This is a genomic window from Streptomyces sp. NP160 (assembly GCF_006335115.1).
Taxonomy (GTDB): Bacteria; Actinomycetota; Actinomycetes; order Actinomycetales; family Quadrisphaeraceae; genus Quadrisphaera.
Map to the genome: position 1 here is coordinate 98,963 of NZ_VDMJ01000020.1, position 26,906 is coordinate 125,868.

Sequence of the window (26,906 nt, forward strand, 5' to 3'; positions counted from 1 at the left end):
CTCCTGGCTCCACCAGGGGAGACATCGGATGAGGATCGCGATGGTCTCCGAGCACGCCAGCCCGCTGGCCGTCCTCGGAGGTGTCGACGCCGGCGGGCAGAACGTGCACGTCGCAGCGCTGGCGCAGGCGCTGGCCGCCCGCGGGCACCAGGTGGAGGTGTACACGCGGCGCGACGACGCGGTGCTCCCCCGGCGCGTGCGCATGGCGCCCGGTGTGGACGTGGTCCACGTCGACGCCGGCCCCGCCCGGCCGGTGCCCAAGGACGAGCTGCTGCCGTGGATGCCGGCGTTCGCGGCCTGGCTGCAGCGCGCCTGGGCGCCCCGCGAGACCCGCCCCGAGGTGGTGCACGCCCACTTCTGGATGTCCGGCCTGGCGGCGCTCGAGGCCGGGCGCGCGCTGGGCGTGCCCGTGGTGCAGACCTTCCACGCGCTCGGGTCCGTCAAGCGCCGCCACCAGGGCGACCACGACACCTCCCCCGCCCGGCGAATCGCCCTGGAGGCCGGCCTGGTCCGCGACGTCGACCTCGTGGTGGCCACCTGCCGCGACGAGGTGGCGGAGCTCGACGCGCTCGCGACGCCGCGCCGCCGCCCGGCGGTGGTGCCGTGCGGGGTGGACGTGGAGCACTTCGAGCCGGAGGGCCCCGCCGAGCCGCGCGCCGCGGGCAGCCCCAGGTTCCGCCTGGTGAGCGTGGGCCGGCTCGTGGAGCGCAAGGGCGTCGAGACGGCCGTGCGCGCCCTGGCGGTGCTCCCCGACGTCGAGCTGGTGGTGGCCGGCGGGCCCCCGCCGCACGAGCTGCACCTCGACCCGGAGGCCGTCCGGCTGCGCAGCGTCGCGCGCTCCCTCGGCGTGGCCGACCGCCTGCTGCTCGTGGGGCAGGTGGAGCAGCCCGACGTCCCGCGGCTGCTGCGCTCGGCGGACGTGTCGGTGAACGTGCCCTGGTACGAGCCGTTCGGCATCGCCCCGCTGGAGGCGATGGCGTGCGGCCTGCCCGTGGTCGGCACCGCCGTGGGCGGCCTCCTCGACACCGTCGTGGAGGGCTCCACCGGGGCCCTCGTCGAGCCCCGGGACGCCGCGGCGCTGGCCGCGGCGGTGCGCGGGCTCCTCGACGACCCCGCCCGTCGCCGCCGCTGGGGACGGGCGGGGCGCCGCCGCGCGCTGGCCCACTACGGCTGGGACCGCGTGGCGGCATCGACGGAGGACGCCTACGGTCGGGCCGTGAGGGGTGCCTCCCGCAGGGCGGTGGCTCCCGCGACGACGGTGGAGACGCGCCCTGACCAGCGCGCGGCCCTCCTCGCGCACTTCGACGAGCAGGAGGCTGTGTGAGCACGACGGGCGCTCCCCGCGACCCCAGCGGCCGGTCCCACCCGGGCAGCACCCCCGCGGCCGACTGGCTGGCGCAGCACCGCGGCGAGGTCGACGCGACGGTGGCCGGCCTGCAGGACGCCGCCGAGCTGCTCGACGCCTGGGGCCGCCACCTCGCCGAGGTGCTCGGGGGCGGCGGGCGGCTGCTCGCGGCCGGCAACGGCGGCAGCGCCGCCGAGGCGCAGCACCTCACGGCCGAGCTGGTGGGCCGGTTCGTGGCCGAGCGGCGGCCCCTGTCGGCCATCGCGCTGCACGCCGAGACCTCCTCCACCACCGCCATCGGCAACGACTACGGCGCCGCCGAGGTCTTCGCCCGCCAGGTGCAGGCCCACGGCCGCCCCGGTGACGTGCTGCTGCTGCTGTCGACGTCCGGGCGCAGCGAGAACGTCGTCCGCGCGGCGCAGGCGGGCCGCCGCGCCGGCCTGCGGGTGTGGGCGCTGACCGGTCCCGCCCACAGCCCGCTGGCGGAGGCCAGCGACGAGGTGCTGCGCGTCGGCGAGCCGGGCTCGTCCACCTCCGCGGTGCAGGAGGGCCACCTCGTGGTGGTCCACGCGCTGTGCGCCGCCGTCGACGCCCACCTCCTGGGGACGACGACGAGCGCGGCGGCGCCCGCCCCCGCTGCCGCGGCGGCCGTCTCGTCCGCGCCCCTCGACGTCCGTCCGTCCGCGGCGCGCGCGCCGCGCGCGGCGGGGGTGCGCCGCCCGCGCGTCGTCGTCGTGGGTGACGCGGTGCTCGACAGGGACCTGCTGGGGCGCAGCGACCGGGTGGCGCCCGACGCGCCCGTGCCCGTCGTCGACCTCACCGGCCTGGACGAGAGCCCCGGCGGCGCCGGGCTCACCGCCCTGCTCGTGGCGGGGCGCGCGCAGACGTCGCTCGTCGCCCCGGTCGCCGACGACGACGCGGGCCGCCGCCTGCGCGAGGGTCTCGAGGGTGCGGCGGAGCCCGTCGAGGTCGTGGCGCTGGGCCACGCCGGCGGCACCCGCACCAAGACCCGCGTCCGCGTGGCCGGGCAGTCGCTCGTGCGCCTGGACGAGGGCGGCCCGGCCACCCCGGTCGACGTCGAGGCGTCCGTGCTCGCCGAGGCCCTGGCCGACGCCGACGTCGTGCTCGTCAGCGACTACGGCGCGGGCACCACACGCGACCCGGTGGTCCGCGAGGCGCTGGCCGCGGCTGCGCGCCGCGTGCCGGTGGTGTGGGACCCGCACCCCCGCGGCGGCGCCCCGGTGCCGGGCTGCGCGCTGGTGACGCCCAACCTCTCCGAGGCCCGTGCCGCCGCGTCCCAGGCGGTCGCCGGCGCCTCCCCCGACGTCCTCGCCGAGCACCTCGCCTCCACCTGGGGCGTGCGCGGCGTCTGCGTGACCACCGGTGCCCAGGGCGCCTGGCTCGCCTCTCCCGGCACCGACGCGGTCTTCGCGCCGGCGGCCGTGGTGGCCGGCGGAGACCCGTGCGGTGCCGGCGACAGCTTCGCGGCGTCCGCCGCCGTGTCGCTCGCCACCGGCCGGGTGCTCTCGGAGGCCGTGGTCGCCGCCGTGGCCGACGCCTCGGCGTGGGTCGCCGGGGGCGGCGCCTCCGGGTGGCGCGCCGCCCAGCGCGAGGCGGCCTCGCTGGGCGCCGCTGCCGCCAGCACGGCCGAGCGGAGCGCCCCGAGCAGCGCCGCCGACGTCGTCGCCCGCGTGCGCGCCACCGGCGGCACCGTGGTGGCCACGGGCGGCTGCTTCGACGTGCTGCACGCCGGCCACGTCGCCACCCTCGAGGCCGCGCGCCGGCTGGGCGACGCGCTCGTCGTGCTGCTCAACGCCGACTCCTCGGTGCGCCGGCTCAAGGGCCCCACCCGGCCCGTCAACGACGAAGTGGACCGCGCCCGGGTGCTCGCCGCGCTCGACTGCGTGGACGCCGTCGTCGTCTTCTCCGAGGACGACCCCCGCACCGCCCTGGCCGACCTGCGTCCCGACGTGTGGGCCAAGGGCGGCGACTACGGCGGGGCCGAGCTGCCCGAGGCGCCGCTGGTGCGCGGCTGGGGCGGCCGGGTCGTGCTGCTGCCCTACCTCGACGGGCGCTCCACCACCTCCATCCTCGCCCGCGGCGCCGTGCCCTCGGTGACGCCGGCCACCTCGAAGCACCAGGAGACGACCTCTTGACCAGCACCACCCCGTCCACCGCCCCGTCCACCCCGCTGCTGGACGGGATGGAGCTCGAGCGCCCGCTCGGCACCGTCTACGTGACCGGCGGCTCCAGCGGCCTCGGCGCCGCCGTGGTCGAGGTGGTGACGGCCCTCGGCGGCACCGCCGCCGTCATCGACAGGGCCGCGCCGCCGGAGGGATCGCCCGCAGCGGCGCACGCCCTCGCCGACGTCTCCGACGCCGCCGCCGTCGAGCGCGCCGTGGCGTCCCTCGTGGAGCAGGTGGGCCCGCCCACCGCGCTGTTCACCGCCGCCGGCACCGACGCGGTGGGCCGGCTCGAGGACGTCCCCGCCGACCGGTGGGAGAAGGTCATCGGGGTGAACCTCATCGGCACGGCCGCAGCCGTGCGGGCGTGCCTGCCGCACCTCGTGGCCGCGCGCGGCACCGTGGTGACGGTGGCCAGCTCCCTCGGGCTGCGCGCCGCCAGCGACGCCACCGCCTACTGCGCCAGCAAGTTCGGCATCGTCGGGTTCACGCGCTCGCTGCAGCTGGAGCTGGCCGGGCAGGTGGGCGTGACGATGCTCGTGCCCGCCGGGATGCGCACCGCCTTCTTCGACGGGCGCACCGAGCAGTACCGGCCCGGCCCGGACGCCGCGCTCATGGACCCGCGCCAGGTGGCGCTGTCGGTGGTGCACGCGCTGCGGCAGCCGGTCGGCACCGAGGTGCGCGAGATCGTGGTCACCGTCTCCACGGAGCCGTCCTGGCCCTGAGGCCCCGCTCGTGACGACGGTGCTCGCGCTGCGGGCGCTGGGGCTCGGCGACGCCCTCACCGGCGTCCCCGCCCTGCGGGGCCTGCGGCGGGCCCGCCCGGACGCGAGGCTGGTGCTCGCCGGGCCGCCCGAGACGGGCGCGCTGCTCGTGGCCGAGGGCGTGGTCGACGCGGTGCTGCCCGTGCGCGGGCTGGCGCCGCTGGAGCCCGACGCGCTGCTGCGTGCCGCCGCCGACCACCCCGACGTGCTGGGCGGCGGCGGCCGGTCGACGGTCGACCTGGCGGTCAACCTGCACGGCCGCGGGCCGCAGAGCACGCAGGCGCTGGCCGCGCTGCGTCCCGCCCGGCTCGTGGCGTACGACGCCCCAAGCCAGGCCGCCTGGGACGGCGAGGCGCACGAGGTGGAGCGCTGGTGCGCCCTCGTGCGCGGTCTCGGCGGGGCGTGCGGCCCGGAGGACCTCGTGCTGCGCGACGTGCCCCTCGAGGCGCGCGCGGGCCCGGTGGTGGTGCACCCCGGCGCCGCCTCGCCGTCGCGGCGCTGGCCGGCGCAGCGCTGGGCGCAGGTCGTGGCCGCGCTGCGGGACGCCGGCCGCGTCGTCGTCGTGACCGGGGGGCCGGACGAGGCGCCGGTGTGCGCGCAGGTGGCGGCCGCCGGTGCCGACGACCTGTGCGGGCGGCTGTCGCTGGCCCAGCTGCTGGACCTGGTGGCCTCCAGCCCGCTGCTGCTGTCCGGCGACACCGGCGCCGCGCACGTGGCCACGGCCACCCGCACGCCGTCGGTGCTGCTCTTCGGGCCCACGTCGCCGGCGCGGTGGGGTCCGGCGGTGGACGCCGACCGCCACCGGGTGCTCTGGCGTCCCCGCGCGGGGGACGCGCAGGGTGACCCGCACGGGTCGTCCCCCGACCCCGTCCTCCTCCGGACCACGGTGCACGACGTGCTCACGGGTACGGTGGACTGATGCAACCCACCGAGCAGGCGTCTCAGGAGGCCGCGGCGCCGGGCGGGGACTTCGAGGTCCGCGAGATGCTGTGCCTCGCCCTGCACCGCGCCTCGCGGGCCATCACGTCGCAGTACCGGCCGCTGCTCGCGCCCCACGGGCTGACCTACCCGCAGTACCTCGTCATCACGCTGCTGCGCATCAGCGGCACCACCACGGTGGGCGGGGTCGGCGAGGAGCTGGGCCTGGAGTCGAGCACGCTGTCCCCGCTGCTGACGCGCCTGGCCGAGCGCGGGCTGGTCACCCGGACCCGCTCCACCGACGACGAGCGGCGCGTGGAGGTCTCGCTGACGCCCCAGGGCAGGGCGCTCGGCGAGGAGCTCGCCGACGTGCCCTGGGCCGTGTGCCGCGCCACGGGGCTGAGCGTCCCGGAGATGAAGGGCGTGGTGGCGCAGCTGACCGAGATGGTCGACCGGCTGGAGAGGCCTCCGGCCGCCTGACGGACCTTCAGGTCGCGCACGACACGACCCTGCGGGACGGTGGAGGAGCAGCCAGCACGGCTGCGGACCCCCACCGAAGGGAAGATCGATGCCCCGCCTCGTCGTCGGACAGAGCACCACGGGTTCCACGCCCGAGGTCGACCTGTACTACGAAGACCACGGCACGGGTGCCCCCGTGGTGCTCATCCACGGGTGGCCGCTGTCCGGCCGCTCCTGGGAGGCCCAGGTCCCCGCGCTCGTGGAGGCCGGCCACCGCGTCATCACCTACGACCGCCGCGGCTTCGGCGACAGCTCCCAGCCGTGGGACGGCTACGACTACGACACCTTCGCCGCCGACCTCGACGCGCTGCTCACGCACCTCGACGTCACCGGCGCCACCCTCGTCGGCTTCTCCATGGGCGGCGGTGAGGTGGTGCGGTACGTCTCCCGCTACGGCACCTCGCGGGTCGCCAAGGCCGTGCTGGCCGCCGCCGTGCCGCCCTACCTGTACAAGTCGGCCGACAACCCCGACGGCGGGCTGGACGACGACACCATCGCCCAGTTCCAGCAGGGCGTGAAGACCGACCGGATCGACTTCCTGGAGGAGTTCACCACCAACTTCTTCAGCGCCGGCAAGGGCCTGACCGGCCCCAAGGTCAAGGTCAGCGAGCCGCAGCGGCAGTACGCCCGCCACATCGCGGAGTTCGCCTCGCCCAAGGGCACCCTGGACTGCATCACCGCGTTCGGGCGCACCGACTTCCGCGGTGACGTGGAGGCGGTGGCCGCCGCTGGCATCCCGGTGCTCGTCATCCACGGCGACAGCGACGCGATCGTCCCGTTCGAGGTGTCCGGCAAGCGCAGCCACGAGGCCATCCCCGGCTCGCAGCTGCACGTCGTGGAGGACGGCCCGCACGGCATCAACGCCTCGCACGCCGAGGAGTTCAACCGGGTGCTGCTCGGCTTCCTCGCCAGCTGACCCAGCCCCACCCCTCTGCGACGGTCGAGGCCGGCGCGCGCCCCGCGCCCGCGCCGGCCCCGGTCGTCGCCAGGTCCGGGGGTCAGGGGGCGGTGAGCACGACGGGGCCGTCGTCGGTGACGGCCACCGTGTGCTCGAAGTGCGCCGCGCGGCGGCGGTCGCGGGTCACCACCGACCAGCCGTCGCGCGCGGTCCGGTACTCCGGCGAGCCCAGCAGCAGCATCGGCTCGATGGCGATCGTGTGACCGGCCTCCAGGCGGACGTCGCGGGCGCCCGCGAGCGGCTGGTTGGGCACGAACGGCGCCTCGTGCATGGCGCGGCCGATGCCGTGACCGCCGTGGTCGGGCAGGTGGGCGAACCCGTGCCGCCTCGCCACCGCGTCGACGGCGGTGGCGACGTCGAGCAGGGTGGCCCCAGGCACCGCGGCGGTGACGCCGGCCGCGAGCGCCTCCTCGGTGGCCGCGACGAGCCGGCGGTCCTCCTCGGTGGAGGTGCCGGCGATGACGGTGATCGCGGCGTCGCCGTGCCAGCCGTCCACGGCGGCGCCGAAGTCGATGCTCAGCACGTCGCCGTCGGCGAGCCTGCGCCCCGTCGGCGGGCCGTGGACGACCACCTCGTTGGGCGACAGGCACAGCACGCCCTTGTACGGGGTGGGGGCCCAGGCCGGGGCGTAGCCGAAGAAGCTGCTCTCCGCCCCCGCCTCGTGCAGGGCGGTGCGGGCGATGTCGTCGAGGTCGCGCAGCTTCACGCCGGGCACCGCGGCGGCCTTCACGGCCTGCAGCGCCAGCGCGACCACGCGACCGGACTCGCGCATGGTCTCCAGCTCCGCGGCGGACCTGACGGGATGCTCTGCCGTGGACGTGCTGGCCATCGCCCCAGGCTACGACCCCACCCCCACCCCCTCCGTGATCATGGGCGTCCGGACCACCTCCCGCCCGTGACCACGGACCTCCCGAACACCGCGCAGCACCCGCCCACCAGGCTGGTCGTCGTGGACCTGCCCTTCACGCCGCCGCTGCACGCCGCGCAGCTCTTCGGCCACCTCGCGGCGACGGCCGTTCCGGGCGTCGAGGAGTGGCTGCCCGCCACCACCATGTATCGCGGGGCGCTGCGGCGCAGCCTGCGCCTGCCCGGCGGGCCCGGCGTCGTCGTCGTCCACGTCCCGCGGCCGGACGCGACGTCCGTGCGAGCCGACGTCACCACCACCGACCCCGCCGACGAGCCGCTCGCGGTGCAGCTCTGCCGGCGGCTGCTCGACCTGGACCTCGACCCGTCGCTGCCCGACACCGCGCTCTCGCAGGACCCGGTGCTCGCGCCGCTCGTCGCCGCGGTGCCGGGGCGCCGCACGCCCGGCTCGCCGAGCGCGGAGGAGGTGGCGCTGCGCGCCGTGCTCGGCCAGCAGGTGTCCACGGCGGCCGCCCGCACGCACGCCGCACGGCTCGCGGCGGCCCTCGGCGAGCCCGCCGGGTCCAGCGGGTTGCGGCTGTTCCCCAGCGCTGCGTCCGTGGCCGCTCTCGACGACGACGAGGCGACGCGCCTGCTCGCGCTGCCCGTCCGGCGCCGCGAGACGCTGCGGAACCTGGCCCGGGTGCTCGCTGCCGGCACCCTCGACCTGCGCCACGTCGACGACGGCGGTGACCCCGAGCGGGCGCGCGCGCAGCTGCTGGCACTGCCCGGCATCGGTCCGTGGACGGCGCAGACGGTGACGATGAGGGCCCTCGGTGACACCGACGCGTTCCTCGCCAGCGACCTGGGGGTGCTCGCGGCGGCGCGCGAGCTGGGGCTGCCGGGGGACGCCCGCCCGCTGGACCGCCGGGCCGCGGCGTGGGCGCCGTGGCGGTCCTGCGCCGTGCAGCACCTGTGGGGGGTGCTGCCGCACGCCATCAACGCCCTGCCGGGATGACAGTGCTCGGGAGGTCCGTGATCACGGGGACAGCGGCAGGGTCCGCACGGGCTCCCAGGGGCCGCCGTCGTAGCGCCACAGCTCCAGCGCCGCCGCGCGGGCGTGCCACGGGGCCACCTCCACCTCGAGGCGGTCCGCGAGCGCCCGGGCGCGGGCCGGGTCGACCTTGTTCTGCACGGTGACGTGCGCGCGCAGGCGGTGGCGGTCCTGGGCCGTGAGGGCGTCGTCGCCGAGCTCGGAGCGCAGGCGCGACAGCAGCTGCGCGTGCAGTGCGTCGAGCTCCCGGGAGACCACCTTCAGGGCGGTCCCGCGCCCCAGCCGCATGACCTCGCCGACCCTCGCGCCGAAGGCCGGGGTGGCGGCCGCCCGCTCGGCGAGCACCTCCTGCACGCGCTGGGCCTCGGCTCCCGGCAGCGCGTGGAAGAAGGTCACGTGGGCGGGCAGGTGGTTGCGGTCCGCGGGGAAGTGCGCGCGGCGCAGGCCGTCGAGGCGCTGCTGGCTCTGCTCGTCCAGGGCCAGGGTCACCACGAGCGGCCGTGCGTCCGCGCGGTCCGTCACGCGGCCTGCCGCAGCCCCGTGAAGAAGTCCACGGTGCTGGCCAGGCCCTGCTCCCACGGCACGGCAGGCTCCCAGCCCAGCAGCGTGCGCGCCAGCGTCGTGTCGGGACGGCGCACCTGCGGGTCGTCCACGGGACGCTCCACGAACCGCACCTGCGAGCGCGAGCCGGTGGCTGCCACGACGTCCTCGGCGATCTGCCGGACGGTCATCTCGTGCGGGTTGCCCACGTTCACCGGACCCGGGTGCCCGCTGCCGGCCAGCGCGAGGATGCCGCGCACCAGGTCGTCGACGTAGCAGACCGACCGCGTCTGCATCCCGTCACCGGCCACGGTGATCGGCTCCCCCGCGAGCGCCTGGCGGATGAAGGTGGGGATGGCGCGCCCGTCGTGCGGGCGCATCCTCGGGCCGTAGGTGTTGAAGATCCGCACGATGGCGGTGTCGACGTCGTGGGTGGTCCGGTAGGCCGTGGTCATCGCCTCGGCGTAGCGCTTGGCCTCGTCGTAGACCCCGCGCGGGCCGACGGGGTTGACGTGGCCCCAGTAGTCCTCCGGCTGGGGGTGCACCTGCGGGTCCCCGTAGACCTCGCTGGTGGAGGCCAGCAGGAACCGCGCGCCCTTCTCCTTGGCCAGGCCGAGCGCGTGCAGCGTGCCGATCGCGCCGACCTTGAGGGTCTCGATGGGCAGCTGCAGGTAGTCGATCGGGGACGCCGGCGAGGCGAAGTGCAGCACCAGGTCGACCTCGCCCGGGACGTGCACGAAGTCGGTGATGTCGCAGCGCACCATCCGGAACTGCGAGGACGGGTACCGCTCGGCCAGGTGGGCCACGTTGCCCGGCCCGCCGGTGAGGAAGGAGTCCAGGCACACCACCTGGGTGCCGCGGGCGAGCAGCTCCTCGCACAGGTGGCTGCCGAGGAACCCGGCGCCACCGGTCACCACCGCGCGGCGGAACCCGCGCTGGGGCAGCACGGTCGACGGGGTCGGGTCGGGCTGGGTGGGGCTGGGCTGGGCCACGGCAGGACTCCCGGTTCACGGCGCAGCCGGGCCGCTGTGCTCGACCTCGCTGGCGCTGTCCGGGGACAGTGGACCCCACCGGCGCTGGGCGCGCGAACCGAGCGGGCCCGGTGCAGGATCGGCCGCGATGCCCAGCACCGAGCCCGCCGACGACAGCCTCGACCCGCGCCTGGGCGTGGTGGTCATCACCTGGCAGCGCCGTGACGAGGCCCTCGCGGCCGTCGCGCGCCTGGTGGAGCTGCCCGAGCGGCCGCGCGTCGTCGTCGTCGACAACGGCTCCACCGACGGCACGGCCGGCGCGCTGCGCCGAGCCTTCCCCGCGGCGGTGGCCTCCGGGCAGCTGGAGGTGGTGGCGCTGGCGCACAACGCCGGCGCCGTGGGGCGCAACACCGGGGTGGCGCGCCTGGCGGAGCTGGGGCTGCGCTACGCCGCCTTCTGCGACGACGACACCTGGTGGGAGCCGGGCAGCCTCGCCCGCGCCGCCGACGTGCTGGACGCCCACCCCGACGTCGCCGTCCTCACCGCGCGGATCGTGGTGGAGCCCAGCGGGCGGGAGGACCCGATCGTCGCGGAGCTGCGCGACTCCCCCGTGGTGGGGTCTCGTCCGGACCTGCCGGGCCCGGCGCTGGGCAGCTTCCTCGCGGGGGCCTCCGTGGTGCGCGTCGACGCCTTCCAGCAGGTGGGCGGCTTCTCCCCGCGGCTGTGGCTGGGCGGTGAGGAGGAGATGTGCGCGGCCGACCTCGCCGCCGCCGGCTGGGAGCTGTGCTACCTGCCCGACCTCACCGTGCACCACCTGGCCTCGACGCTGCGCGACTCCTCCCTGCGGCGCCGCCACGGCATCCGGAACACCGTCTGGTTCACGCTGCTGCGCCGCCCCTGGCCCGCGGCGCTGCGGCGGCTGCGCGTGCTCGCCCGGCAGGTGCCCAAGGACCGGACGACGGCGCTGGCCGTCGCGGACGCCGTGCGCGGCCTGCCGTGGGTGCTGCGCGAGCGGCGCCCGCTGCCACCGCACGCCGAGGCGCGCTTCCTGGCCCTGGAGGACGCCCAGACCCGCTCGACGGCGAGGAGCTACGTCGGATGAGCGCGCTCGAGGACGCCGTGACCGTGGTCGTGGCGAGCATGGACCGCCGCGAGGAGCTGCTGGCGTCGCTGCCGCGCCACCTCGAGCAGGGGCTGGGCGTGCTGCTGGTCGACAACGGCAGCCGCGACGGGACCGTCGACGCCGTGCGCGCCGCGCTGCCGCAGGTGGAGGTGGTGCCGCTGCCGGCCAACCGCGGGGCCGCGGCGCGCACCCTCGGCGTCCAGCGGGCGTCCACCCGCTACGTGGCCTTCGCCGACGACGACTCCTGGTGGGCGCCCGGCTCGCTGGAGCGCGCCGTGGAGCTGCTCGACGCGCACCCGCGGGCGGGTCTGCTCACGGCCCGGATCCTCGTGGGCGAGGCGGAGCGGCCCGACCCCTTCAACGACGTGCTGGCCGCCGCGCCGCTGGGCACCGAGCCCGACCTGCCCGGGCCGTCCACGCTGGGGTTCATCGCGTGCGCCGCCGTGGTCCGCCGGTCGGCGTTCCTGGCCGTCGGCGGCTTCGACGACGTGGTGGTCTTCCCCGGCGAGGAGGAGCGCGTGGCGCTCGACCTCGCCCGCGACGGCTGGGGCAGCGCCTACGTGCCCGAGCTCGTCGTGCACCACCACCCGAAGCGGTCGGCCTCGCGCGACACCGACGTGCGCCGCCGCACCCGCATCACCCGTTCGGCCCTGCTGACCGCCCTCATGCGACGGCCCTGGCCGGTGGTGGCGGCGCGGGCCGCGCGCGCGTGGCGCGCCGGCGGGCCCGAGCGCGCAGCGCTCCTGCCGGCGCTGCGGGACGCCCCGCGCGCCCTGCGGGCGCGCCGCGTGGTGCCGGCGCCGCTGGAGGCCGTGGCGCGGTCCCTGGGCCAGTGACCGCGCGGGAGGAGCTGCTGGCCCGCTACCGCGCGCTGGTGCTGCGCGAGCTGCCGGAGCGGGCCGCCCGCGAGCGGTGGGTGGTGCACGCCGACCACTGCCTGGGCCGGGTGGTGCTCGACCACGCGGTCGGCGGGCGCTGGTACGACGCCCTCGGCCGGGGCCGGGGCGCCGCCTTCGAGCGGCTCTCCGACGAGCAGCTGGCGCGGGCGGTGTCGCTCGCGGAGTCCATCGCCGACGGCGGCGACGAGGTGCTGCGCCCCCTGGACGCGCAGTCCCTGGCCTGGCGCGGGAAGGCCCCTCGCCGGCGCGCGGCTCCCGCGCGAGGATGAGCCGGTGAGCACGAGCGACGAGGTGCGCCTGGTCAGCGAGGGCGTCGTGGACGGCGTGGAGCTGTTCACCTGGTACGACGGCGAGGGCCGCGTCATCGCCGAGCACGCCCCGCTCGACCCGACCCTGAAGAGCTGCGGCTGCTGACCGCTCACCCGACCGCGCCGCGCGGACCCCGGTGGTCCGTCAGAAGGCGGAGGAGGGGACCTCGCGCTCGTCGTCGACGAGGGCCTTCACGAGGCGGGCGGCGACCTCCTCGGGGTCCTTGCCCTGCGGGAGCTTGGGCGCGGTGCCCGTGAGCGGGCGGTCGGCCAGGCCGGTCTCGGTGTGCGGCGGGCGCGCGTCCACCACGCGGACGCCGCTGCGGCGCAGCTCCTTGGCAGCTGCGCCGACGTAGCTGGACAGCGCCGCCTTCGCCGCGCCGTAGGCGGCCATGCCCGCGACGGGTCCCTCGGCGAGCACCGCGGTCACCACGAGCGCGGTCCCTTTCGCCTCCCGCAGCGCCGGCAGGGCGGCGCGCAGCAGGCGCACCGGGGCCAGGTAGTCGACGAGGAGCAGCTCGTCGAGGGCGTCGTCGTCCTCGGTGCCCACCGCGGCGAAGCCCGACGCACCCGCCAGGTGGACGACGGCGTCGAGGCCGCCGAGGTGCTCCACGGCCGCGTCGACGACGGCCTGCGGCTGGTCGGGCAGCGTGAGGTCGGCGGCCACGGTCAGCGGCCGGTCGCCCCCCAGCGAGCCGGCCACCTCCTCCAGGCGGCCCTCGTCGCGGCCGGTGAGCGCCAGGCGCGCCCCCGCGGCCGCGAGGCGGGTCGACACCGGTCGCCCCAGCCCTCCGGTCGCACCCGTCACCAGCACCCGAGCGTCCTGCAGGTCCACCGGGGAAGCCTCTCCTGATCACCGCGCGCCCGCACGTCAGCCGTAGAAGACGCGCTCCACCACGGCGCGGGCGCGGCGCGCCGAGCGGCGCAGGTCGTCCTCGACCTTCGTGGCCGACCCGGCCGGGTACCCCAGCAGCCGGGCCGCGGCGTCGAGGTCGCGCGCCTCCCGGGGCAGCACGTCGGTGGGGCGGCCGCTGTGCAGCACCAGCGCGTCGCGCAGCCGGGAGGCGAACTCCCAGGCCTCGACGAGCACCTCGACGTCGCGCTCGGCCACCAGGCCGGCCTCCGCGGCGGCGCGCAGCGCCCCCGTGGTCGACGGCGTGCGCAGGGCCGGGAGGTCGCCGCTGTGGCGCAGCTGCAGCAGCTGGGCGGTCCACTCGACGTCCGCCAGCCCGCCGGGCCCGAGCTTGAGGTGGCGGCGGGGGTCGATGCCGCGCGGCAGCCGCTCGCCCTCCACGCGCGCCTTGACGCGGCGCACCTCGCGCAGCACCGCCTCGTCGGCGCCGTCGTCGGGGTGGCGCAGCGGGTCGACCAGGGAGCAGAACGCGCGGCCCACCGAGAGGTCGCCGGCCGTCGGCACCGCGCGCAGCAGCGCCTGCGCCTCCCACGGCTCCGACCAGCGCCGGTAGTACTCCCGGCAGGAGCCCAGCGAGCGCGCCAGGGGCCCGTTGCGGCCCTCGGGACGCAGCCGTGCGTCCACCTCCAGGGCGGGCTCGGGTCCGGGCGCGGTGAGGATCCGCGTCAGCTCCGAGGCCAGCAGCAGGGCCTGGTCCTGCGCGTCGGCGCCGCGCACGCCGGGCAGCGGGTCGTGGACGAAGACGACGTCGGCGTCGGAGCCGTACCCCATCTCCGCACCGCCCAGGCGGCCCATCCCGACGACGGCGAAGCGCGTCAGCCGCTCCCCGCCGCCCGCGGCCAGCACCGCCGGGGCCCGCCAGGCCACGTCGACGGCGGCGTCCAGCACGGCGCCGGTGGAGGTGCTGAGGGCCTCGCGCACGGCGGCTGCGTCCACCAGGCCGAGCACGTCGGCCAGGGCCGTGCGGAGCATCTCCCGGCCGCGCAGCCGCCGGACGACCCCCGCGGCGGCGGCGAGGTCCTCCTGGCGGGCGGTGGCGCGGTCCACCTCCGCCCGCAGCGCGGAGCGCGAGCGGGGGGCCAGCTCGGCGTCGTCGCCCAGCCAGCGCACGGCCTCCCCGTCGCGCTCGAGCCCGTCGGCCACCAGCCGCGACGACGACGTCGCCACCGCCACCCGCTGCGCCGCCGCCCCCTCGTCGCGGAGCATCTTCAGGTACCAGTGCGAGCCGCCGAGCTTCTCGCTGATGCGCCGGAAGCTCAGCAGCCCCTCGTCGGGCCCGGCACCGTCGGCGAACCACCCGAGCATCACCGGCAGCAGCTGGCGCTGGATGGCGGCCCGCCGGCTCACCCCCGAGCTCAGCGCGGCGATGTGCCGCAGCGCCCCGGCCGGGTCGCGGTAGCCCAGCGCCCCCAGCCGCGCCTGCGCCGCCGCGGGCGACAGGCGCACCTCGTCGGGCTTGAGCGCGGCGACGGCGGCGAGCAGCGGCCGGTAGAACAGCGCCTCGTGCAGGCGGCGCACCCGCCGGCGCACCACGGCGAGCTCGCGCTGCAGGCCCTCCGCGCCGCCGGGGACGCCGGCGGCGCGGCCCAGGCGCCGCAGGTCCGCCTCGGACGTGGGCAGCAGGTGGGTGCGCTGCACGGCCTTGAGCTGCAGCCGGTGCTCCAGCACCCGCAGGAAGCGGTAGTCGTGGTCGAGCTCGGCGGCGTCGTGGCGGCCGACGTAGCCGTAGGCGGCGAGGCGCTGCAGGGCGTCGAGCGTGTTGGACGTGCGCAGGGCGGGGTCGGTGCGCCCGTGCACCAGCTGCAGCAGCTGCACGCTGAACTCGACGTCGCGCAGGCCGCCGCGTCCCAGCTTCAGCTGCCGGTCGCGCTCCTTGGCGGGCACGTGCTGCTCCACCCGCCGGCGCATCGCCTGCGCTCCCGGCACGAGGTCGGGGCGGTCGGCGGCGCGCCACACGAGGTCGGCCGTGGCGGCGGCGTACGCGGCGCCCAGGTCGGGGTCGCCCGCGGCCGGGCGCGCCTTGAGCAGCGCCTGGAACTCCCAGGTCTTCGCCCACCGCCGGTAGTACTGCAGGTGGCTCTCCAGGGTCCGCACCAGCGGCCCGTCGCGGCCCTCGGGGCGCAGGTTGGCGTCCACCGGCCACAGCACGCCCTCGGCGGTGGTCGCCGAGCACGCCAGCGCCAGCTCGCTGGCCAGCCGCGTGCCGACCGCGATCGCCGCCTCCTCGTCGGCCGCCCCGCCCTCGGAGGCGAGGCCGGGGGCCACCACGTAGACCACGTCGACGTCGCTGACGTAGTTCAGCTCCCGCGCCCCGCACTTGCCCATGGCGATGACCGCGAGCCGGCAGGCCTGCGAGCCCTCCACCGCGGCGCGCGCCAGCGCCAGCGCGGTCTCCAGGGCGGCGTCGGCGAGGTCCGACAGCGAGCGCGTCACGGCGTCCACCGCGGCCAGCGGCGCGGTGCTGGCGAGGTCCGCCCCGGCGATCGCCAGCAGCCGCTCGCGGTACGCCAGGCGCAGCGCGTCGCGGCCCTCGTCACCGGTCAGCGCCGCCACGGGCGCCGGGGCGGCGGGGTCGGCCCCCACGGCCCGCAGGAGCAGCGCGCGCACCGCGCAGCGGTCACCGCCGCGGTCGGCGTCGTCGTCGTCCCCGATGCCGTCCACGCCCTCGTCGACCGGCGGGAGCAGCGGGTCCTCGGTGACGGCGCGCCACTGCTCGGGGTGGCGCACCAGGTGCTCCCCCAGCGCCACGGAGCCCCCGAGCACCGCCAGCAGCCGGTCGCGCACGGCGGAGGGCTCGGCCAGGACGGCGAGCAGGGCCGCCTCGTCGGTGCGCTCCAGGAGGCGCACCAGCGCCAGCAGGGCGCGGTCGGGGTCGGCGGTGGCGCCCAGCGCACCGACCACCCCGTCCAGCCCGCCCGCACGGCGCGCGAGGGGCTCCAGGGCGCGGTCGGACAGCAGCTTGACGGCGCTGCGGCCCCCGGTGAAGCCCTGGCGCAGCAGCTGGGCGGCGGCGCTGTCGAGGCGCGCGCCCGGCTCCTGGCCGGCGGCGCTGCCGGTGGGAGTGCCCGTCACGGGGCTCACCGCGCCCGCGCTCCCGCCGCCTCGAGCAGCACCCGCGCGTGCACGGCGGCCAGCTGCGCCAGCCGCGGCTCGGCCTGCGCCACGGCCGTGCGCTGGGCGTCCACGCCGCTCCCGCGCGCGGCCAGCTCCTCGGCGTGGTGGTCGGCCAGCCACCCCAGCAGGTCCGCCGGGGTGACCTCGGGGTGGTACTGCACGCCCCAGGCGCTCTCCCCCACGCGCAGGGCCTGCACGCGGTAGAGGTCGGAGGAGGCGAGCAGCTCGGCGTCCGGCGGCAGCGCGGTCACGGCATCACCGTGCGCCTGCGGGGCCTCCCACCGCTCGCCGAGGTCGGCGACGACGGCGCCCACCAGCGCGTCGGCCCGGCCCGCGTCCGTGGCGCGCACGGGCAGCAGCCCCGCCTCGGGTCCGGCCGGGCCCCGCTCCACGCGGCCGCCGGTGGCGAGCGCCAGCAGCTGGGCGCCCAGGCAGAGCCCGAGCGCCGGCACGCCGCCCGACGCCGCCCGCGCGAGCAGCGCCCGGGTGGCCGGGAGCCACGGCGCGACGTCGTCGTCCCAGGCGGCCACCTGGCCGCCGAGGACGACGAGCGCGTCCACGCCGTCGAGCGCGCCGCGCCCGGTCGGCAGCGGGTCACCCGCCCAGGGCCGGCGCACGTCGAGCCGCGAGGAGCCCGCCAGCAGCGGCTCCAGCCGCCCCAGCGGGCAGCCGGCCTCGTGCTCGACCACGAGGACGACGGGACCCCCGTGCGCACTCCTCACAGCACTCCTCACAGCACCGCTCACAGCACGGGGAGGTGCCGCCGCAGCTCGTACGGCGTGACCTGCGCCCGGTACTGGCTCCACTCCTCGCGCTTGTCGCGCAGGAGGTAGTCGACCACGTGCTCGCCGAGGGTCTCGGCCACCAGGTCGGAGGACTCCAGCACGGTGAGCGCGCGGTCCAGGCTGGCCGGCAGCGGGGTGATGCCCATGACGCGGCGCTCCGCGTCGGTCATGCGCGTGACGTCCTCGTCGGTGGGCTCGGGCAGCTCGTAGCCCTCCTCCACGCCCTTGAGGCCGGCGGCCAGCAGCAGCGCGAAGGACAGGTAGGGGTTGGCGGCCGAGTCCAGCGCCCGGTACTCCACGCGCGCGGCCCCCGCCTTGCGCGGCTTGTACATGGGCACGCGCACCAGCGCGGAGCGGTTGTTGTGCCCCCAGCAGACGTAGGACGGCGCCTCGTCACCGCCCCACAGGCGCTTGTAGGAGTTCACGTACTGGTTGGTGACCGCGGTGATCTCGTGGGCGTGCCGCAGCAGGCCCGCGATGAAGGCCCTGCCGGTCTTGGAGAGCCCGTACTGGCCGCCCGGGTCGTGGAAGGCGTTGCGGTCGCCCTCGAACAGGGACATGTGGGTGTGCATGCCCGAGCCCGGCTGCCCCGCGATCGGCTTGGGCATGAAGGTCGCGTAGACGCCCTGCTGGATCGCGACCTCCTTGATCACCGTGCGGAAGGTCATGATGTTGTCCGCCGTGGACAGCGCGTCCGCGTAGCGGAGGTCGATCTCGTTCTGGCCCGGGCCGGCCTCGTGGTGGCTGAACTCCACCGAGATGCCCATCGCCTCGAGCATCGAGATCGCCTGCCGGCGGAAGTCCTGCCCCTCCCCGCGGGCCACGTGGTCGAAGAAGCCGCCGGAGTCGATCGGCACCGGGACGCCGGTCTTCCGCGCGTCGTCCTGGAGCAGGTAGAACTCCACCTCGGGGTGCGTGTAGAAGGTGAAGCCGGCGTCGGCGGCCCTCGCCAGCACCCGCTTGAGCACCTGCCGGGAGTCCGAGGCGGCGGGCGTGCCCTCCGGCGTGAGGATGTCGCAGAACATCCTCGCCGTGCCCTGCCCCGAGACGGAGTCGGTGCGCCACGGCAGCACCTGGTAGGTCGCCGGGTCGGGGCGCATCAGCATGTCCGCCTCGGAGACGCGGGTCAGCCCCTCGATGGCGCTGCCGTCGAAGCCGATGCCCTCGGAGAAGGCGCTCTCCAGCTCCGCGGGCGCCACGGCCACCGACTTCAGCGACCCGTTGACGTCGGTGAACCACAGCCGGATGAACCGGATGTCGCGCTCCTCCACCGAACGGAGCACGAACTCCTGCTGCCTGTCCATGGGGGCATCATGCCGAACGCGCGCGACCGCTCGTCCGCGGTGAGGATGGTCAGTCGTGACCACCCACTCCTCCGCGCAGCCGGAGAGCTCCACCGGACCCGCCGGCAGCCCCGGCGGGGGCGGCGGCGGCGGGGTGGACCCCCGGCGCTGGCAGGTGCTGTGGGTCTGCCTCGTCACCGGCTTCATGACCCTGCTCGACGTCAGCATCGTCAACGTCGCGCTGCCGTCCATCTCCTCCGGCCTGGGGGCCTCCGGCAGCCAGCTGCAGTGGGTCGTCACCGGCTACGCGGTGGTGTTCGGCCTGGCCCTGGTGCCCGCGGGGCGCCTGGGCGACTCCTACGGCCGCAAGAAGATCTTCCTCGTCGGCCTGGTCCTCTTCGCCCTCGGCTCGCTGGCCTGCGGCCTGGCGCCGAACCCCGAGGCGCTCATCGCCGCCCGCATCGCGCAGGGACTGGGCGCGGGGGTCCTCAACCCCCAGATCACCGCGATCATCAACTCCGAGTTCCGCGGCGCGGAGCGCGGCCGGGCCTTCGGCAGGTTCGGCGCCACCGTCGGCCTGTCGACGGCGGTCGGCCCGCTGCTCGGGGGCGTCATCATCACGCTGGTGCCGTGGGAGGAGTCGTGGCGGCTCGTCTTCCTCGTCAACATGCCGGTGGCCGCGGTGGCGTTCGTGCTGGGGCTCAAGCTCATCTCCGACCGCGCCAGCGCCGAGCGCTCGCGGCTGGACTGGGTGGGCACCGTGCTGCTCGCCGTCGCGGTCGGGCTCGTGCTGGGCGCCGTGCAGGAGCGCTCGGTGCTCGGCCCGCTGCTGGTGGTGGTGGCGCTCGTGGTGGCCGCGGCCAGCGGCTGGGCGTTCGTGCGCTGGGAGCGCCGCTACGCCGCCGCCGGTCACCTGCCGCTGGCGCGCCCGGGGCTGCTCGGGGCGCCCGGCTTCGGGCCCGGGGTGCTGCTCGGGTCGCTGTACTTCGGCGGGTTCATCGCCATCTTCTTCACGGTCACGCTCTACCTGCAGGACGCGCTGCGCTACTCCGCGCTCGAGGCCGGCCTGACCCAGACGCCGTTCGCGCTGGCCTCCGCGGTCGCCGCGCCGTGGGCCGGCAAGCGGGTGGCGGCCCAGGGGCGCCAGCTGGTGGTGCGCGGGCTGGTCGGCGTCGTCGTCGGCCTGCTGGCCGTCATCGCCGTGGTCGAGCTCGTGGCCCCGGCCGTGGGCGACTCCTGGACCGGTCTGCTCCTGCTGGTGCCGTTCCTCGTGGCCGGCTTCGGCAGCGGCGTGGTCATCGGCCCCAACGTCAACCTGTCGCTGGCCAACATCGACGGCCGCGACGCCGGCAGCGCCTCCGGGGTGTTCCAGACCTTCCAGCGCGTGGGGTCCGGCATCGGGCTGGCCGTGGTGAGCGCGGTGTTCCTCTCCGTCAGCGGCGCCGGGGACCCCCGCGACGGCCTGTCCGCGGCCCTCGGCATGAGCGCGCTGCTCGTGCTGGCGGCGCTGGTGGTCGCCCTGGTCGACGTCCGCCGCAGCGGTCGCGGCGACGGCTCCTCAGCCGCTGGCGGCGACGACGACGAGCGGTCGGGCGCCGGCGCGAGCGATGGCGGACGCCCCCGCAGCGCTGGCTAGGCTCGAACCATGACGCAGCTGCGCCTCGCGCTGGCCCAGGTCAACGCCACGGTCGGGGACCTGCCCGGCAACGCCGCCCTGGTGCGGGAGCGCGCCGCGAGCGCCGCCGCCGCCGGCGCGGACCTCGTGGCCTTCCCCGAGATGGTGCTCACGGGCTACCCCGTGGAGGACCTCTCGCTGCGCTCCTCCTTCGTCGAGGCCTCCCGCGCGTGCGTGCAGCAGCTGGCCCGCGACCTCGCCGCGGACGGCCTGGGCGAGACCCCCGTCGTCGTCGGCTACCTCGACCGCGTCACCGACGTGGAGAGCCAGCTCGACGTCGAGGCAGCCGCCCGCGCCGGCTCGGGCCGCGACGAGCGCGGCGTGGTCGGCGTGCCCAAGGGCATGCCGCAGAACTGCGCGGCCGTGCTCCACCGCGGCCTGGTGGTCGCCCGGTACGCCAAGCACCACCTGCCCAACTACGGCGTCTTCGACGAGTTCCGCTTCTTCGTGCCCGGCCGCGACCTGCTCGTGGCGCGCATCGGCGGTGTCGACGTGGCCGTGGTCATCTGCGAGGACCTCTGGCAGGACGGCGGCCCGGTCGAGCGCGCCCGGGAGGCCGGTGCGGAGCTGCTGCTGGTGGTCAACGGCTCGCCGTGGGAGCGCGACAAGGACGACACGCGCCTGGAGCTCGCGCAGCGGCGGGCCCGCGAGGCCGGCTGCCCGCTGGCGTGGCTGAACCTCGTCGGCGGTCAGGACGACCTCGTCTTCGACGGCGACTCGCTCGTGGTCGCCGCCGACGGCGAGCTCCTGGCCCGCGGCGCCCAGTTCGCCGAGGACCTGCTCGTGGTGGACGTCGACCTGGCGCAGAACGGGCTCGACCCGCAGGCGCTGCCCGCGGGCGTGCAGCACGTCGTCGTCAGCGACCGCCCGGCCACCGCGGGCCGCGAGCGCCCGGCCGTCGAGGCGGTCGAGCGCGAGCGGCTCGACGAGGTGGGCGAGGTGTGGGCCGCGCTGCAGCTGGGCCTGGGCGACTACGTCCGCAAGAACGGCTTCCGCAGGGTCGCCCTCGGCCTGTCCGGCGGCATCGACTCGGCGCTCGTGGCGGCCATCGCCGTGGACGCGCTGGGGCCGCAGGCCGTGACGGGCATCTCCCTGCCGTCGTCGTACTCCAGCGAGCACTCCCGCAGCGACGCCGACGACCTCGCCGCCCGCACGGGTCTGGACTACCGGACCATCCCCATCGCGCCGATGGTCGACGCGTTCACCGCCGGTCTGGGCGACGCCATGACCCTGTCGCCGGTCGCCGAGGAGAACCTCCAGGCGCGCGTCCGCGGCACCACGCTCATGGCGCTGAGCAACTCCGAGGGGCACCTCGTGCTGGCGACGTCCAACAAGTCCGAGCTGAGCGTCGGGTACTCGACGCTCTACGGGGACTCCGTCGGCGGGTACGCCCCGCTCAAGGACGTGCCCAAGATGCTCGTGTGGGAGCTGGCCCGCTGGCGCAACGCGCAGGCCGTCGCGCGCGGCGAGGTCCCGCCCATCCCCGAGAACTCGATCTCCAAGGTGCCCTCGGCGGAGCTGCGCCCCGGTCAGACCGACCAGGACTCGCTGCCCCCCTACGAGGTGCTCGACGACGTGCTCGAGCACTACGTGGTGGGCGCGCAGGGCCGCAGCGAGCTGCTCGAGGCGGGGTTCGAGGCGGAGGTGGTGGACGAGGTCGTCGGGCTCGTCGACCGCGCCGAGTGGAAGCGGCGGCAGTTCGCCCCGGGCGTCAAGATCAGCTCCGTGGCGTTCGGTCGCGACCGGCGCCTGCCCATCACCACCCACTGGCGGGAGCAGCAGTCCCGATGAGCGAGCAGATCGCCCCGAAGCGCGTGCGGGTGCACCACCTGCGCGCGATGAAGGCGGCCGGGCAGCCCATCACCATGCTCACCGCCTACGACGCGGTGACCGCGGACGTCTTCGCCGAGGCGGGCATCGACGTGCTGCTCGTGGGCGACTCCGTGGGCGACAACCTGCACGGCCACGCCACCACCCTCCCCGTGACCGTCGAGGACCTGCTGCCCCACGTGCGGGCCGTCGCCTCGCGCGGCGGCCGGCCGTTCGTCGTCGCCGACCTGCCGTTCGGCTCCTACGAGGAGGGCCCGGCGCAGGCGCTGCGCACGGGCGTGCGCATGCTCAAGGAGGGCCTCGCGCACGGCGTGAAGCTGGAGGGCGGCCGCCGCGTGGCCCCGCAGGTGAAGGCCCTCGTGGACGCCGGCATCCCCGTGATGGGCCACCTCGGCTTCACCCCGCAGTCCGTCAACGCCATGGGCGGGCCCCGCGTGCAGGGGCGCGGCGCCGCCGCCGACGAGCTGCTGGCCGACGCCCTCGCGCTGCAGGAGGCCGGTGCTTTCGCCGTCGTCCTCGAGGTGGTCCCGGGACCGGTCGCCGAGCGCGTGACGGCAGCGCTGGACATCCCCACCATCGGCATCGGCGCGGGGGCCGGCTGCGACGGGCAGGTGCTCGTGTGGCTGGACATGGCGGGCCTGTCGGCGCGCTCGCCCAGGCTGGCCAAGGCCTACGCGCAGCTGCGCACGGCGCTGCGGGACGCGGCGGCCGAGTACGCCGCCGAGGTCCGCTCCCGCGCCTTCCCCGGTCCGGAGCACACCGTCCCCGAGTAGCCCCCTCCGCGGCCGTCGAGCGCTCGGCGCCACCGCACGGCACCAGCTCGCAGGGGTCAGCGACCCGCAGGCTGGCCGCCGGGCCCGGAGATGGCCAGCTGGGACCACACGGTCTTGCCGGTCGGGCGCATCACCACGCCCCAGTCCTCGCTCATCGCCTCGACGATCGCCAGGCCCCGCCCGCCCAGGGCCCCCTCCTCGGCCTGGCGCTGGCGCGGACGGCCGGTGGAGGCGTCGGTGACGCTGATCCGCAGCCGTCCGTCCACCACCTCCAGCTTCAGCCGCACCCGCCCGTGGGCGTGGATGGCGGCGTTGGTCACCAGCTCCGAGAGGACCACCGCGGCGGAGTCCGTGGTGTCCTCGTCCACGCCCCACAGGTCCAGCTGGCGGTGCAGGAAGCGCCGGCACAGGCCCGGGGCGCCGACAGACCCCTCCACGTCCAGCTCGGCGGCCTGCCCGACCGGGCCGGCGTAGGACAGGCCCAGCAGCGCCACGTCGTCGGTCAGGTGGGAGGCCACCCCGGACAGCACGGCCTCCACCACCGCCTCGATGTCGCGGTGGGGCTCCGCGGCGATCGACATCACCCTCGGCAGGTCCGCGGTGACACCACCAGCAGCCGTCTCCACCAGCCCGTCGGTGTACAGGAGCACCTCAGCGCGCCCGGTCAGCTGCACCAGGGTCTCGGGGTAGGTCGTGCCGGGCGCGACTCCCAGCGGGACCCCCGGCTCGACCTCGACCTCGCAGACGGCCCCCTTGCGCACCACCAGCGGCGGGGGGTGACCGGCGGAGGCCACCCGCATCGCGCCGGTGTGCTGGTCCAGCTGCACCAGGGCACAGGTGGCGAACAGGTCCGAGCCCAGGTCGTCCAGCAGGGCGTTGGTGCGCGCCAGCGCCGCCCCCGGCGCGTGGCCCTCGGACACGTAGGCGCGCACCGCGGTGCGCAGCTGGCCCATCAGGGCGGCCGCAGCGGTGGAGTGCCCCTGCACGTCCCCGATGACGAAGGTGACCTGGTGGTCGGAGACCACGGCGTCGTACCAGTCGCCGCCGACCTCCTGCCCGGCCTCCGCGGGCAGGTAGCGCACGGCCACCTCCACCCGGTCCAGCGAGGGCAGGGCGCGCGGGAGGAGGGAGCGCTGCAGGACCTGCGCCAGCTCGCCCAGGCGAGCCATCGCCAGCTGCTCGGCCTCGTAGGAGCGGGCGTTCTCGATCGCCACCGCGGCGTAGGTCGCCACCGCCTCGGCCTGGTGGCGGCTGGCGTCGTCGAAGCGCCCCGGCTCGACGTGGGCGAGCAGGATCGCTCCGAGCATGACGCCCTGGATGCTCTTGACCGGCACCGCCAGGTAGGAGCGCACCGGTGGGTGGCCGGGCGGCATCCCGCCCATCCTCCCGTAGCGGTCGTCGGCGAACAGGTCGTCGATGAGCACGCTGCTGCCCCCCTCGGAGACCGTGGGGGCGAAGACGTCGGTGATGCGCACCGGGGGGAGGCCCACCTCCGCCGGGCGCGGGAAGACGTCGCGGGGGATGCCCGACAGGGCGAAGGCGTCCAGGCGCTCGGTGCCGACGGTCTTGAAGTAGGCCCCGTAGGAGGCCCCCGTCATCCGCACGGCCAGGTCGACGGCCTCCTCCAGGAGGGGCTTGGAGCGCTCCCCGCGGTAGGTCGCCAGGTGCGCCAGGTCCCAGTGGAAGGGGCGCAGCCACTCCGGCTCGGCGGTCAGCACGACACGAGGGGCTTCGACGGCGAAGAGGTGCGCATGGCGGTCCAGAGCAGGTGCGGGCACGTCGCAGTGCAGCTTGCCGCGCGGAGTTGCATGGCGTGTGTCACCGAACGCTACACGTGGTCACGCTGACGTAACCAGCGCCTGCGCGTCCGACGTGCGGCCGAGTCGGCAGACCGCGGACGGAGCGAGGGGCTGACGGCCGCCCCCACCGCTCAGACCATTGACTGTCGATAGATGGTGGACGATTATCGATGCGTGCCTCTCGCGCATCGATTGACTCGCCCGCTGCAGGTGCTGCTGCTGGCGCTGTTCGCAGCCCTCGCAGGTGCGCAGGTCCTCCTCGTGGTGGGGCTGACCCAGCTGGCGCCCGTGGACTCCGCGGAGCTGGCCCGCTTCCGGTGGACGGTCGTGGTGGCGGCGCTCGCGGGGCTGGTCTGCCTGCAGGTGGTGCTGGTCGCCACGTGGCGCCTGCTGGGCCTGGTCCGCGCCGACCGCATCTTCAGCGACAGCGCCCTGCCCTGGGTCGACACCATCGTGGCCGCCCTCGCCGCGGTCTGGGTCGTGCTGGCCGCCGCGGTCGTCCCGGTCTTCCAGTTCGCCCAGGCCGACGACGCGCCCGGACTGGGCGGGCTGCACCTGCTGCTGCTCCTGGTCGCGGCGGTGCCCGTGCTGATGATGGTCGTCATGCGCGCGCTGCTGACCCAGGCGACCAGGCTGCGCTCCGACCTCGAGGAGGTCATCTGAGTGGCGATCGTGGTGCGCATCGACGTCGAGCTGGCGCGTCGCAAGATGTCGGTCGGCGACTTCGCCGAGCGGGTCGGCCTGACCCCCGCCAACGTGGCCGTGCTCAAGAACGGCCGCGCCAAGGCCGTCCGCTTCTCCACGCTGGAGGCGATGTGCCGGGTCCTGGGCTGCCAGCCCGGCGACCTGCTGGAGTGGGTGCCCGACGAGGTGAGCGGCGCCGACGTCCTGGGCGGCTGACCCACCAGACCCACCGCTCACCCCCCGCTGCCGGTCGCCGTGGGCGGAGGTGGTGACCACGGCGGTCGAGGAGTAGGACTGGGCGATGGCCCCCCCGCGCGTCCTGGCCCTGGTGCTGGCCGGTGGAGCAGGCAGCCGCCTGGAGCTGCTCACCGAGCACCGCGCGAAGGGCGCGGTGCCGGTGGCCGGGACCCACCGGCTCGTCGACTTCGCGCTCAGCAGCTGCGCGCACTCGGGCATCAGCGACGTGTGGGTCTCGGTGCAGTTCCACCCCGCCTCCCTGGCCCACCACCTGGCCAACGGCCGCCCCTGGGACCTGGACCGCACCGGCGGGGGGCTGGTGGTGCTGCCTCCCCACCGCGGCACGCCGCGTGAGGGCTGGCACACCGGGACCGCCGACTCCCAGTGGCGCAACGCCGACCTGGTGCGCCAGCACGACCCCGAGGTGCTCCTGGTCATGAGCTCGGACTCCGCCTGCACCCTGGACCTGTCCGACGTGGTGGAGGACCACCTGGGCTCCGGAGCCGAGGCGACGATGGTGGTCACGCGAGTGGCGCACGAGGAGGCCTCCCGCTACGGGGTGGTCGAGGTCGAGGAGGGTCCCTCCCCGTCGTCCGGTCCCGACGAGCCGTCCTCGGTCCGCGTGCGGCGCTACGAGTACAAGCCGGAGGAGCCCCGCAGCGACCTGGTCACCACCGAGGTGTTCGCCTTCGCCCCCCGCCAGGTGCTCGACCGGCTGGAGGAGCTGGCGCGGGCCGTGCGCCGCGGTGACGACGACGCCGGTGACGACGACGGCGGGCTGGGCGACCTCGGGCACGCCCTCCTGCCCGGTCTGGCCGCCGACGGAGCGGCCCGCACCCACCCCCAGCGCGGCTACTGGCGCGACCTGGGGACGGTGCCGGCCTACTGGACCGCGCACCAGGAGCTGCTCGGCCCGGAGCCCCCGCTCGACCTGGACGACCCGGCGTGGCCGGTGCTCACCCGCGGCGGTCGGCGCGGGCCGGCGCGGGTCATGGCCGGCGCGCGCGTCGAGCACAGCCTGGTCTCGCCCGGCGCGGTGGTCGCCGGCGAGCTGCGAGGTTCGGTGCTCTGCCCCGGTGCGGTCGTCGAGGAGGGAGCACAGGTGCTCGACTCCGTGCTGCTGCCGGGCGCCCGGGTGCTGGCCGGAGCACGGGTCGAGCGCGCGATCGTCGACGACGGCGTCGTCGTCGGCCGTGGCGCCCGTGTCGGTGGCCCGGAGGACATCACGCTGCTGGGAGGCGCAGTCCGCGTCCACGACGGTGCACACCTCCCGGCGGGGTCACGGCTCCCCGAGCCGCAGCCCGGCCGCTGACGACCGCTGACCCGCACGCCCGCGGGCGTGCGGGTCAGCGGGGGTGCCGCAGTCCCGCAGTCCCTGCCGGAGCCGT

The 26,906-nt window shown here is 76.4% G+C and carries 25 protein-coding genes and 2 pseudogenes; 19 read left to right on the forward strand and 8 right to left on the reverse strand.

What is annotated here, in order from left to right; all coding sequences use genetic code 11:
- The first annotated feature begins 28 nt into the window (after positions 1–28).
- From FHN55_RS11480 to FHN55_RS11505, 8 genes and pseudogenes are all read left to right on the forward strand, one after another.
- Positions 29–1,324: a glycosyltransferase gene (locus FHN55_RS11480; protein ID WP_139712440.1), complete on the forward strand. Its 1,296-nt coding sequence runs from the start codon at positions 29–31 to the stop codon at positions 1,322–1,324.
- A gap of 101 nt (positions 1,325–1,425) precedes the next feature.
- Positions 1,426–1,998: pseudogene (locus FHN55_RS23285) on the forward strand (SIS domain-containing protein); the annotation flags it as partial.
- A gap of 81 nt (positions 1,999–2,079) precedes the next feature.
- A pseudogene (locus FHN55_RS24275) lies at positions 2,080–2,919 on the forward strand (bifunctional heptose 7-phosphate kinase/heptose 1-phosphate adenyltransferase); the annotation flags it as partial.
- 141 nt (positions 2,920–3,060) lie between these two features.
- Complete coding sequence (locus FHN55_RS24280) at positions 3,061–3,501, forward strand: adenylyltransferase/cytidyltransferase family protein (RefSeq protein ID WP_373995729.1); 441 nt, start codon at positions 3,061–3,063, stop codon at positions 3,499–3,501.
- Positions 3,498–4,253: an SDR family oxidoreductase gene (locus tag FHN55_RS11490; protein ID WP_257570888.1), complete on the forward strand. Its 756-nt coding sequence runs from the start codon at positions 3,498–3,500 to the stop codon at positions 4,251–4,253. Before FHN55_RS24280 ends, FHN55_RS11490 begins: the two co-directional genes overlap by 4 nt.
- A gap of 10 nt (positions 4,254–4,263) precedes the next feature.
- On the forward strand, positions 4,264–5,211 hold the full coding sequence (locus tag FHN55_RS11495) for a glycosyltransferase family 9 protein (RefSeq protein WP_139712441.1): 948 nt from the start codon (positions 4,264–4,266) through the stop codon (positions 5,209–5,211).
- A complete protein-coding gene (locus FHN55_RS11500) occupies positions 5,211–5,690 on the forward strand; it encodes a MarR family winged helix-turn-helix transcriptional regulator (protein ID WP_139712442.1) in 480 nt (159 codons plus the stop codon). Before FHN55_RS11495 ends, FHN55_RS11500 begins: the two co-directional genes overlap by 1 nt.
- A gap of 88 nt (positions 5,691–5,778) precedes the next feature.
- Positions 5,779–6,645 (forward strand): alpha/beta fold hydrolase, encoded by an 867-nt coding sequence (locus FHN55_RS11505; RefSeq protein WP_139712443.1) that lies wholly within the window; start codon positions 5,779–5,781, stop codon positions 6,643–6,645.
- Between the two features lie 82 nt (positions 6,646–6,727).
- Here the strand turns inward: FHN55_RS11505 and map are convergent, their stop codons facing one another.
- Complete coding sequence (gene map, locus FHN55_RS11510) at positions 6,728–7,516, reverse strand: type I methionyl aminopeptidase (protein WP_139712444.1); 789 nt, start codon at positions 7,514–7,516, stop codon at positions 6,728–6,730.
- Between the two features lie 66 nt (positions 7,517–7,582).
- Between map and FHN55_RS11515 the strand changes: the two genes are divergently transcribed.
- A complete protein-coding gene (locus FHN55_RS11515) occupies positions 7,583–8,548 on the forward strand; it encodes an AlkA N-terminal domain-containing protein (protein WP_257570891.1) in 966 nt (321 codons plus the stop codon).
- Between the two features lie 21 nt (positions 8,549–8,569).
- Here FHN55_RS11515 and FHN55_RS11520 read toward each other — a convergent pair whose 3' ends face one another.
- The gene (locus FHN55_RS11520; RefSeq protein ID WP_139712446.1) at positions 8,570–9,106 is read right to left on the reverse strand and encodes a 2'-5' RNA ligase family protein; all 537 of its coding nucleotides are present in this window, start codon (positions 9,104–9,106) and stop codon (positions 8,570–8,572) included.
- The gene (locus FHN55_RS11525) at positions 9,103–10,116 is read right to left on the reverse strand and encodes an NAD-dependent epimerase/dehydratase family protein (RefSeq protein WP_373995726.1); all 1,014 of its coding nucleotides are present in this window, start codon (positions 10,114–10,116) and stop codon (positions 9,103–9,105) included. Before FHN55_RS11525 ends, FHN55_RS11520 begins: the two co-directional genes overlap by 4 nt.
- A gap of 127 nt (positions 10,117–10,243) precedes the next feature.
- On the opposite strand from FHN55_RS11525, the gene FHN55_RS11530 reads away from it, so the two are divergent.
- Genes FHN55_RS11530 through FHN55_RS22695 form a run of 4 tightly spaced genes read left to right on the forward strand, consistent with a single transcriptional unit; the run spans position 10,244 to position 12,531 of the window.
- Positions 10,244–11,197, forward strand: coding sequence for a glycosyltransferase family 2 protein (locus FHN55_RS11530; protein ID WP_139712447.1), 954 nt, complete (start codon positions 10,244–10,246; stop codon positions 11,195–11,197).
- Positions 11,194–12,054: a glycosyltransferase family 2 protein gene (locus FHN55_RS11535; protein WP_139712448.1), complete on the forward strand. Its 861-nt coding sequence runs from the start codon at positions 11,194–11,196 to the stop codon at positions 12,052–12,054. The genes FHN55_RS11530 and FHN55_RS11535 overlap by 4 nt, the downstream gene beginning before the upstream one ends.
- Positions 12,051–12,386: a hypothetical protein gene (locus FHN55_RS11540; protein WP_139712449.1), complete on the forward strand. Its 336-nt coding sequence runs from the start codon at positions 12,051–12,053 to the stop codon at positions 12,384–12,386. The genes FHN55_RS11535 and FHN55_RS11540 overlap by 4 nt, the downstream gene beginning before the upstream one ends.
- A gap of 4 nt (positions 12,387–12,390) precedes the next feature.
- Positions 12,391–12,531 (forward strand): hypothetical protein, encoded by a 141-nt coding sequence (locus tag FHN55_RS22695; RefSeq protein WP_180357787.1) that lies wholly within the window; start codon positions 12,391–12,393, stop codon positions 12,529–12,531.
- Between the two features lie 39 nt (positions 12,532–12,570).
- Here FHN55_RS22695 and FHN55_RS11545 read toward each other — a convergent pair whose 3' ends face one another.
- From FHN55_RS11545 to glnA, 4 genes are read right to left on the reverse strand one after another with little or no spacing between them, the layout of a single operon-like run.
- Positions 12,571–13,260 (reverse strand): SDR family oxidoreductase, encoded by a 690-nt coding sequence (locus FHN55_RS11545; RefSeq protein WP_218974586.1) that lies wholly within the window; start codon positions 13,258–13,260, stop codon positions 12,571–12,573.
- A gap of 36 nt (positions 13,261–13,296) precedes the next feature.
- On the reverse strand, positions 13,297–16,419 hold the full coding sequence (locus tag FHN55_RS11550; RefSeq protein ID WP_373995727.1) for a bifunctional [glutamine synthetase] adenylyltransferase/[glutamine synthetase]-adenylyl-L-tyrosine phosphorylase: 3,123 nt from the start codon (positions 16,417–16,419) through the stop codon (positions 13,297–13,299).
- The gene (locus FHN55_RS11555) at positions 16,416–17,174 is read right to left on the reverse strand and encodes a type 1 glutamine amidotransferase (RefSeq protein WP_218974587.1); all 759 of its coding nucleotides are present in this window, start codon (positions 17,172–17,174) and stop codon (positions 16,416–16,418) included. Before FHN55_RS11555 ends, FHN55_RS11550 begins: the two co-directional genes overlap by 4 nt.
- Positions 17,175–17,194: 20 nt before the next feature.
- The gene (gene glnA, locus FHN55_RS11560) at positions 17,195–18,541 is read right to left on the reverse strand and encodes a type I glutamate--ammonia ligase (protein ID WP_139712451.1); all 1,347 of its coding nucleotides are present in this window, start codon (positions 18,539–18,541) and stop codon (positions 17,195–17,197) included.
- A gap of 55 nt (positions 18,542–18,596) precedes the next feature.
- On the opposite strand from glnA, the gene FHN55_RS11565 reads away from it, so the two are divergent.
- From FHN55_RS11565 to panB, 3 genes are read left to right on the forward strand one after another with little or no spacing between them, the layout of a single operon-like run.
- A complete protein-coding gene (locus FHN55_RS11565; protein ID WP_218974588.1) occupies positions 18,597–20,156 on the forward strand; it encodes an MFS transporter in 1,560 nt (519 codons plus the stop codon).
- A gap of 9 nt (positions 20,157–20,165) precedes the next feature.
- Complete coding sequence (locus FHN55_RS11570) at positions 20,166–21,986, forward strand: NAD+ synthase (RefSeq protein WP_139712452.1); 1,821 nt, start codon at positions 20,166–20,168, stop codon at positions 21,984–21,986.
- Entirely contained in the window at positions 21,983–22,798 is an 816-nt protein-coding gene (gene panB, locus FHN55_RS11575) for a 3-methyl-2-oxobutanoate hydroxymethyltransferase (RefSeq protein WP_139712453.1), read from the forward strand. The genes FHN55_RS11570 and panB overlap by 4 nt, the downstream gene beginning before the upstream one ends.
- A gap of 56 nt (positions 22,799–22,854) precedes the next feature.
- Here panB and FHN55_RS11580 read toward each other — a convergent pair whose 3' ends face one another.
- The gene (locus FHN55_RS11580) at positions 22,855–24,516 is read right to left on the reverse strand and encodes a SpoIIE family protein phosphatase (RefSeq protein ID WP_139712454.1); all 1,662 of its coding nucleotides are present in this window, start codon (positions 24,514–24,516) and stop codon (positions 22,855–22,857) included.
- A gap of 255 nt (positions 24,517–24,771) precedes the next feature.
- On the opposite strand from FHN55_RS11580, the gene FHN55_RS11585 reads away from it, so the two are divergent.
- The 3 genes from FHN55_RS11585 to FHN55_RS11595 all read left to right on the forward strand — a co-directional run bounded on the left by FHN55_RS11585 (position 24,772) and on the right by FHN55_RS11595 (position 26,830).
- Positions 24,772–25,260: a DUF2975 domain-containing protein gene (locus FHN55_RS11585; protein ID WP_180357788.1), complete on the forward strand. Its 489-nt coding sequence runs from the start codon at positions 24,772–24,774 to the stop codon at positions 25,258–25,260.
- Positions 25,261–25,497, forward strand: coding sequence for a helix-turn-helix transcriptional regulator (locus tag FHN55_RS11590; RefSeq protein ID WP_139712456.1), 237 nt, complete (start codon positions 25,261–25,263; stop codon positions 25,495–25,497).
- A gap of 85 nt (positions 25,498–25,582) precedes the next feature.
- Entirely contained in the window at positions 25,583–26,830 is a 1,248-nt protein-coding gene (locus tag FHN55_RS11595; protein WP_139712457.1) for a glucose-1-phosphate adenylyltransferase family protein, read from the forward strand.
- Positions 26,831–26,906 lie beyond the last annotated feature (76 nt).

Coding starts and splice junctions, on each gene's coding strand:
- FHN55_RS11530 (WP_139712447.1), top strand. CDS start 10,244: ATGCCCAGCACCGAGCCCGCCGACGACAGCCTCGACCCGCGCCTGGGC.
- FHN55_RS11500 (WP_139712442.1), top strand. CDS start 5,211: ATGCAACCCACCGAGCAGGCGTCTCAGGAGGCCGCGGCGCCGGGCGGG.
- FHN55_RS11595 (WP_139712457.1), top strand. CDS start 25,583: ATGGCCCCCCCGCGCGTCCTGGCCCTGGTGCTGGCCGGTGGAGCAGGC.
- FHN55_RS11570 (WP_139712452.1), top strand. CDS start 20,166: ATGACGCAGCTGCGCCTCGCGCTGGCCCAGGTCAACGCCACGGTCGGG.
- FHN55_RS11535 (WP_139712448.1), top strand. CDS start 11,194: ATGAGCGCGCTCGAGGACGCCGTGACCGTGGTCGTGGCGAGCATGGAC.
- FHN55_RS11505 (WP_139712443.1), top strand. CDS start 5,779: ATGCCCCGCCTCGTCGTCGGACAGAGCACCACGGGTTCCACGCCCGAG.
- glnA (WP_139712451.1), bottom strand. CDS start 18,541: ATGGACAGGCAGCAGGAGTTCGTGCTCCGTTCGGTGGAGGAGCGCGAC.
- map (WP_139712444.1), bottom strand. CDS start 7,516: ATGGCCAGCACGTCCACGGCAGAGCATCCCGTCAGGTCCGCCGCGGAG.
- panB (WP_139712453.1), top strand. CDS start 21,983: ATGAGCGAGCAGATCGCCCCGAAGCGCGTGCGGGTGCACCACCTGCGC.
- FHN55_RS11480 (WP_139712440.1), top strand. CDS start 29: ATGAGGATCGCGATGGTCTCCGAGCACGCCAGCCCGCTGGCCGTCCTC.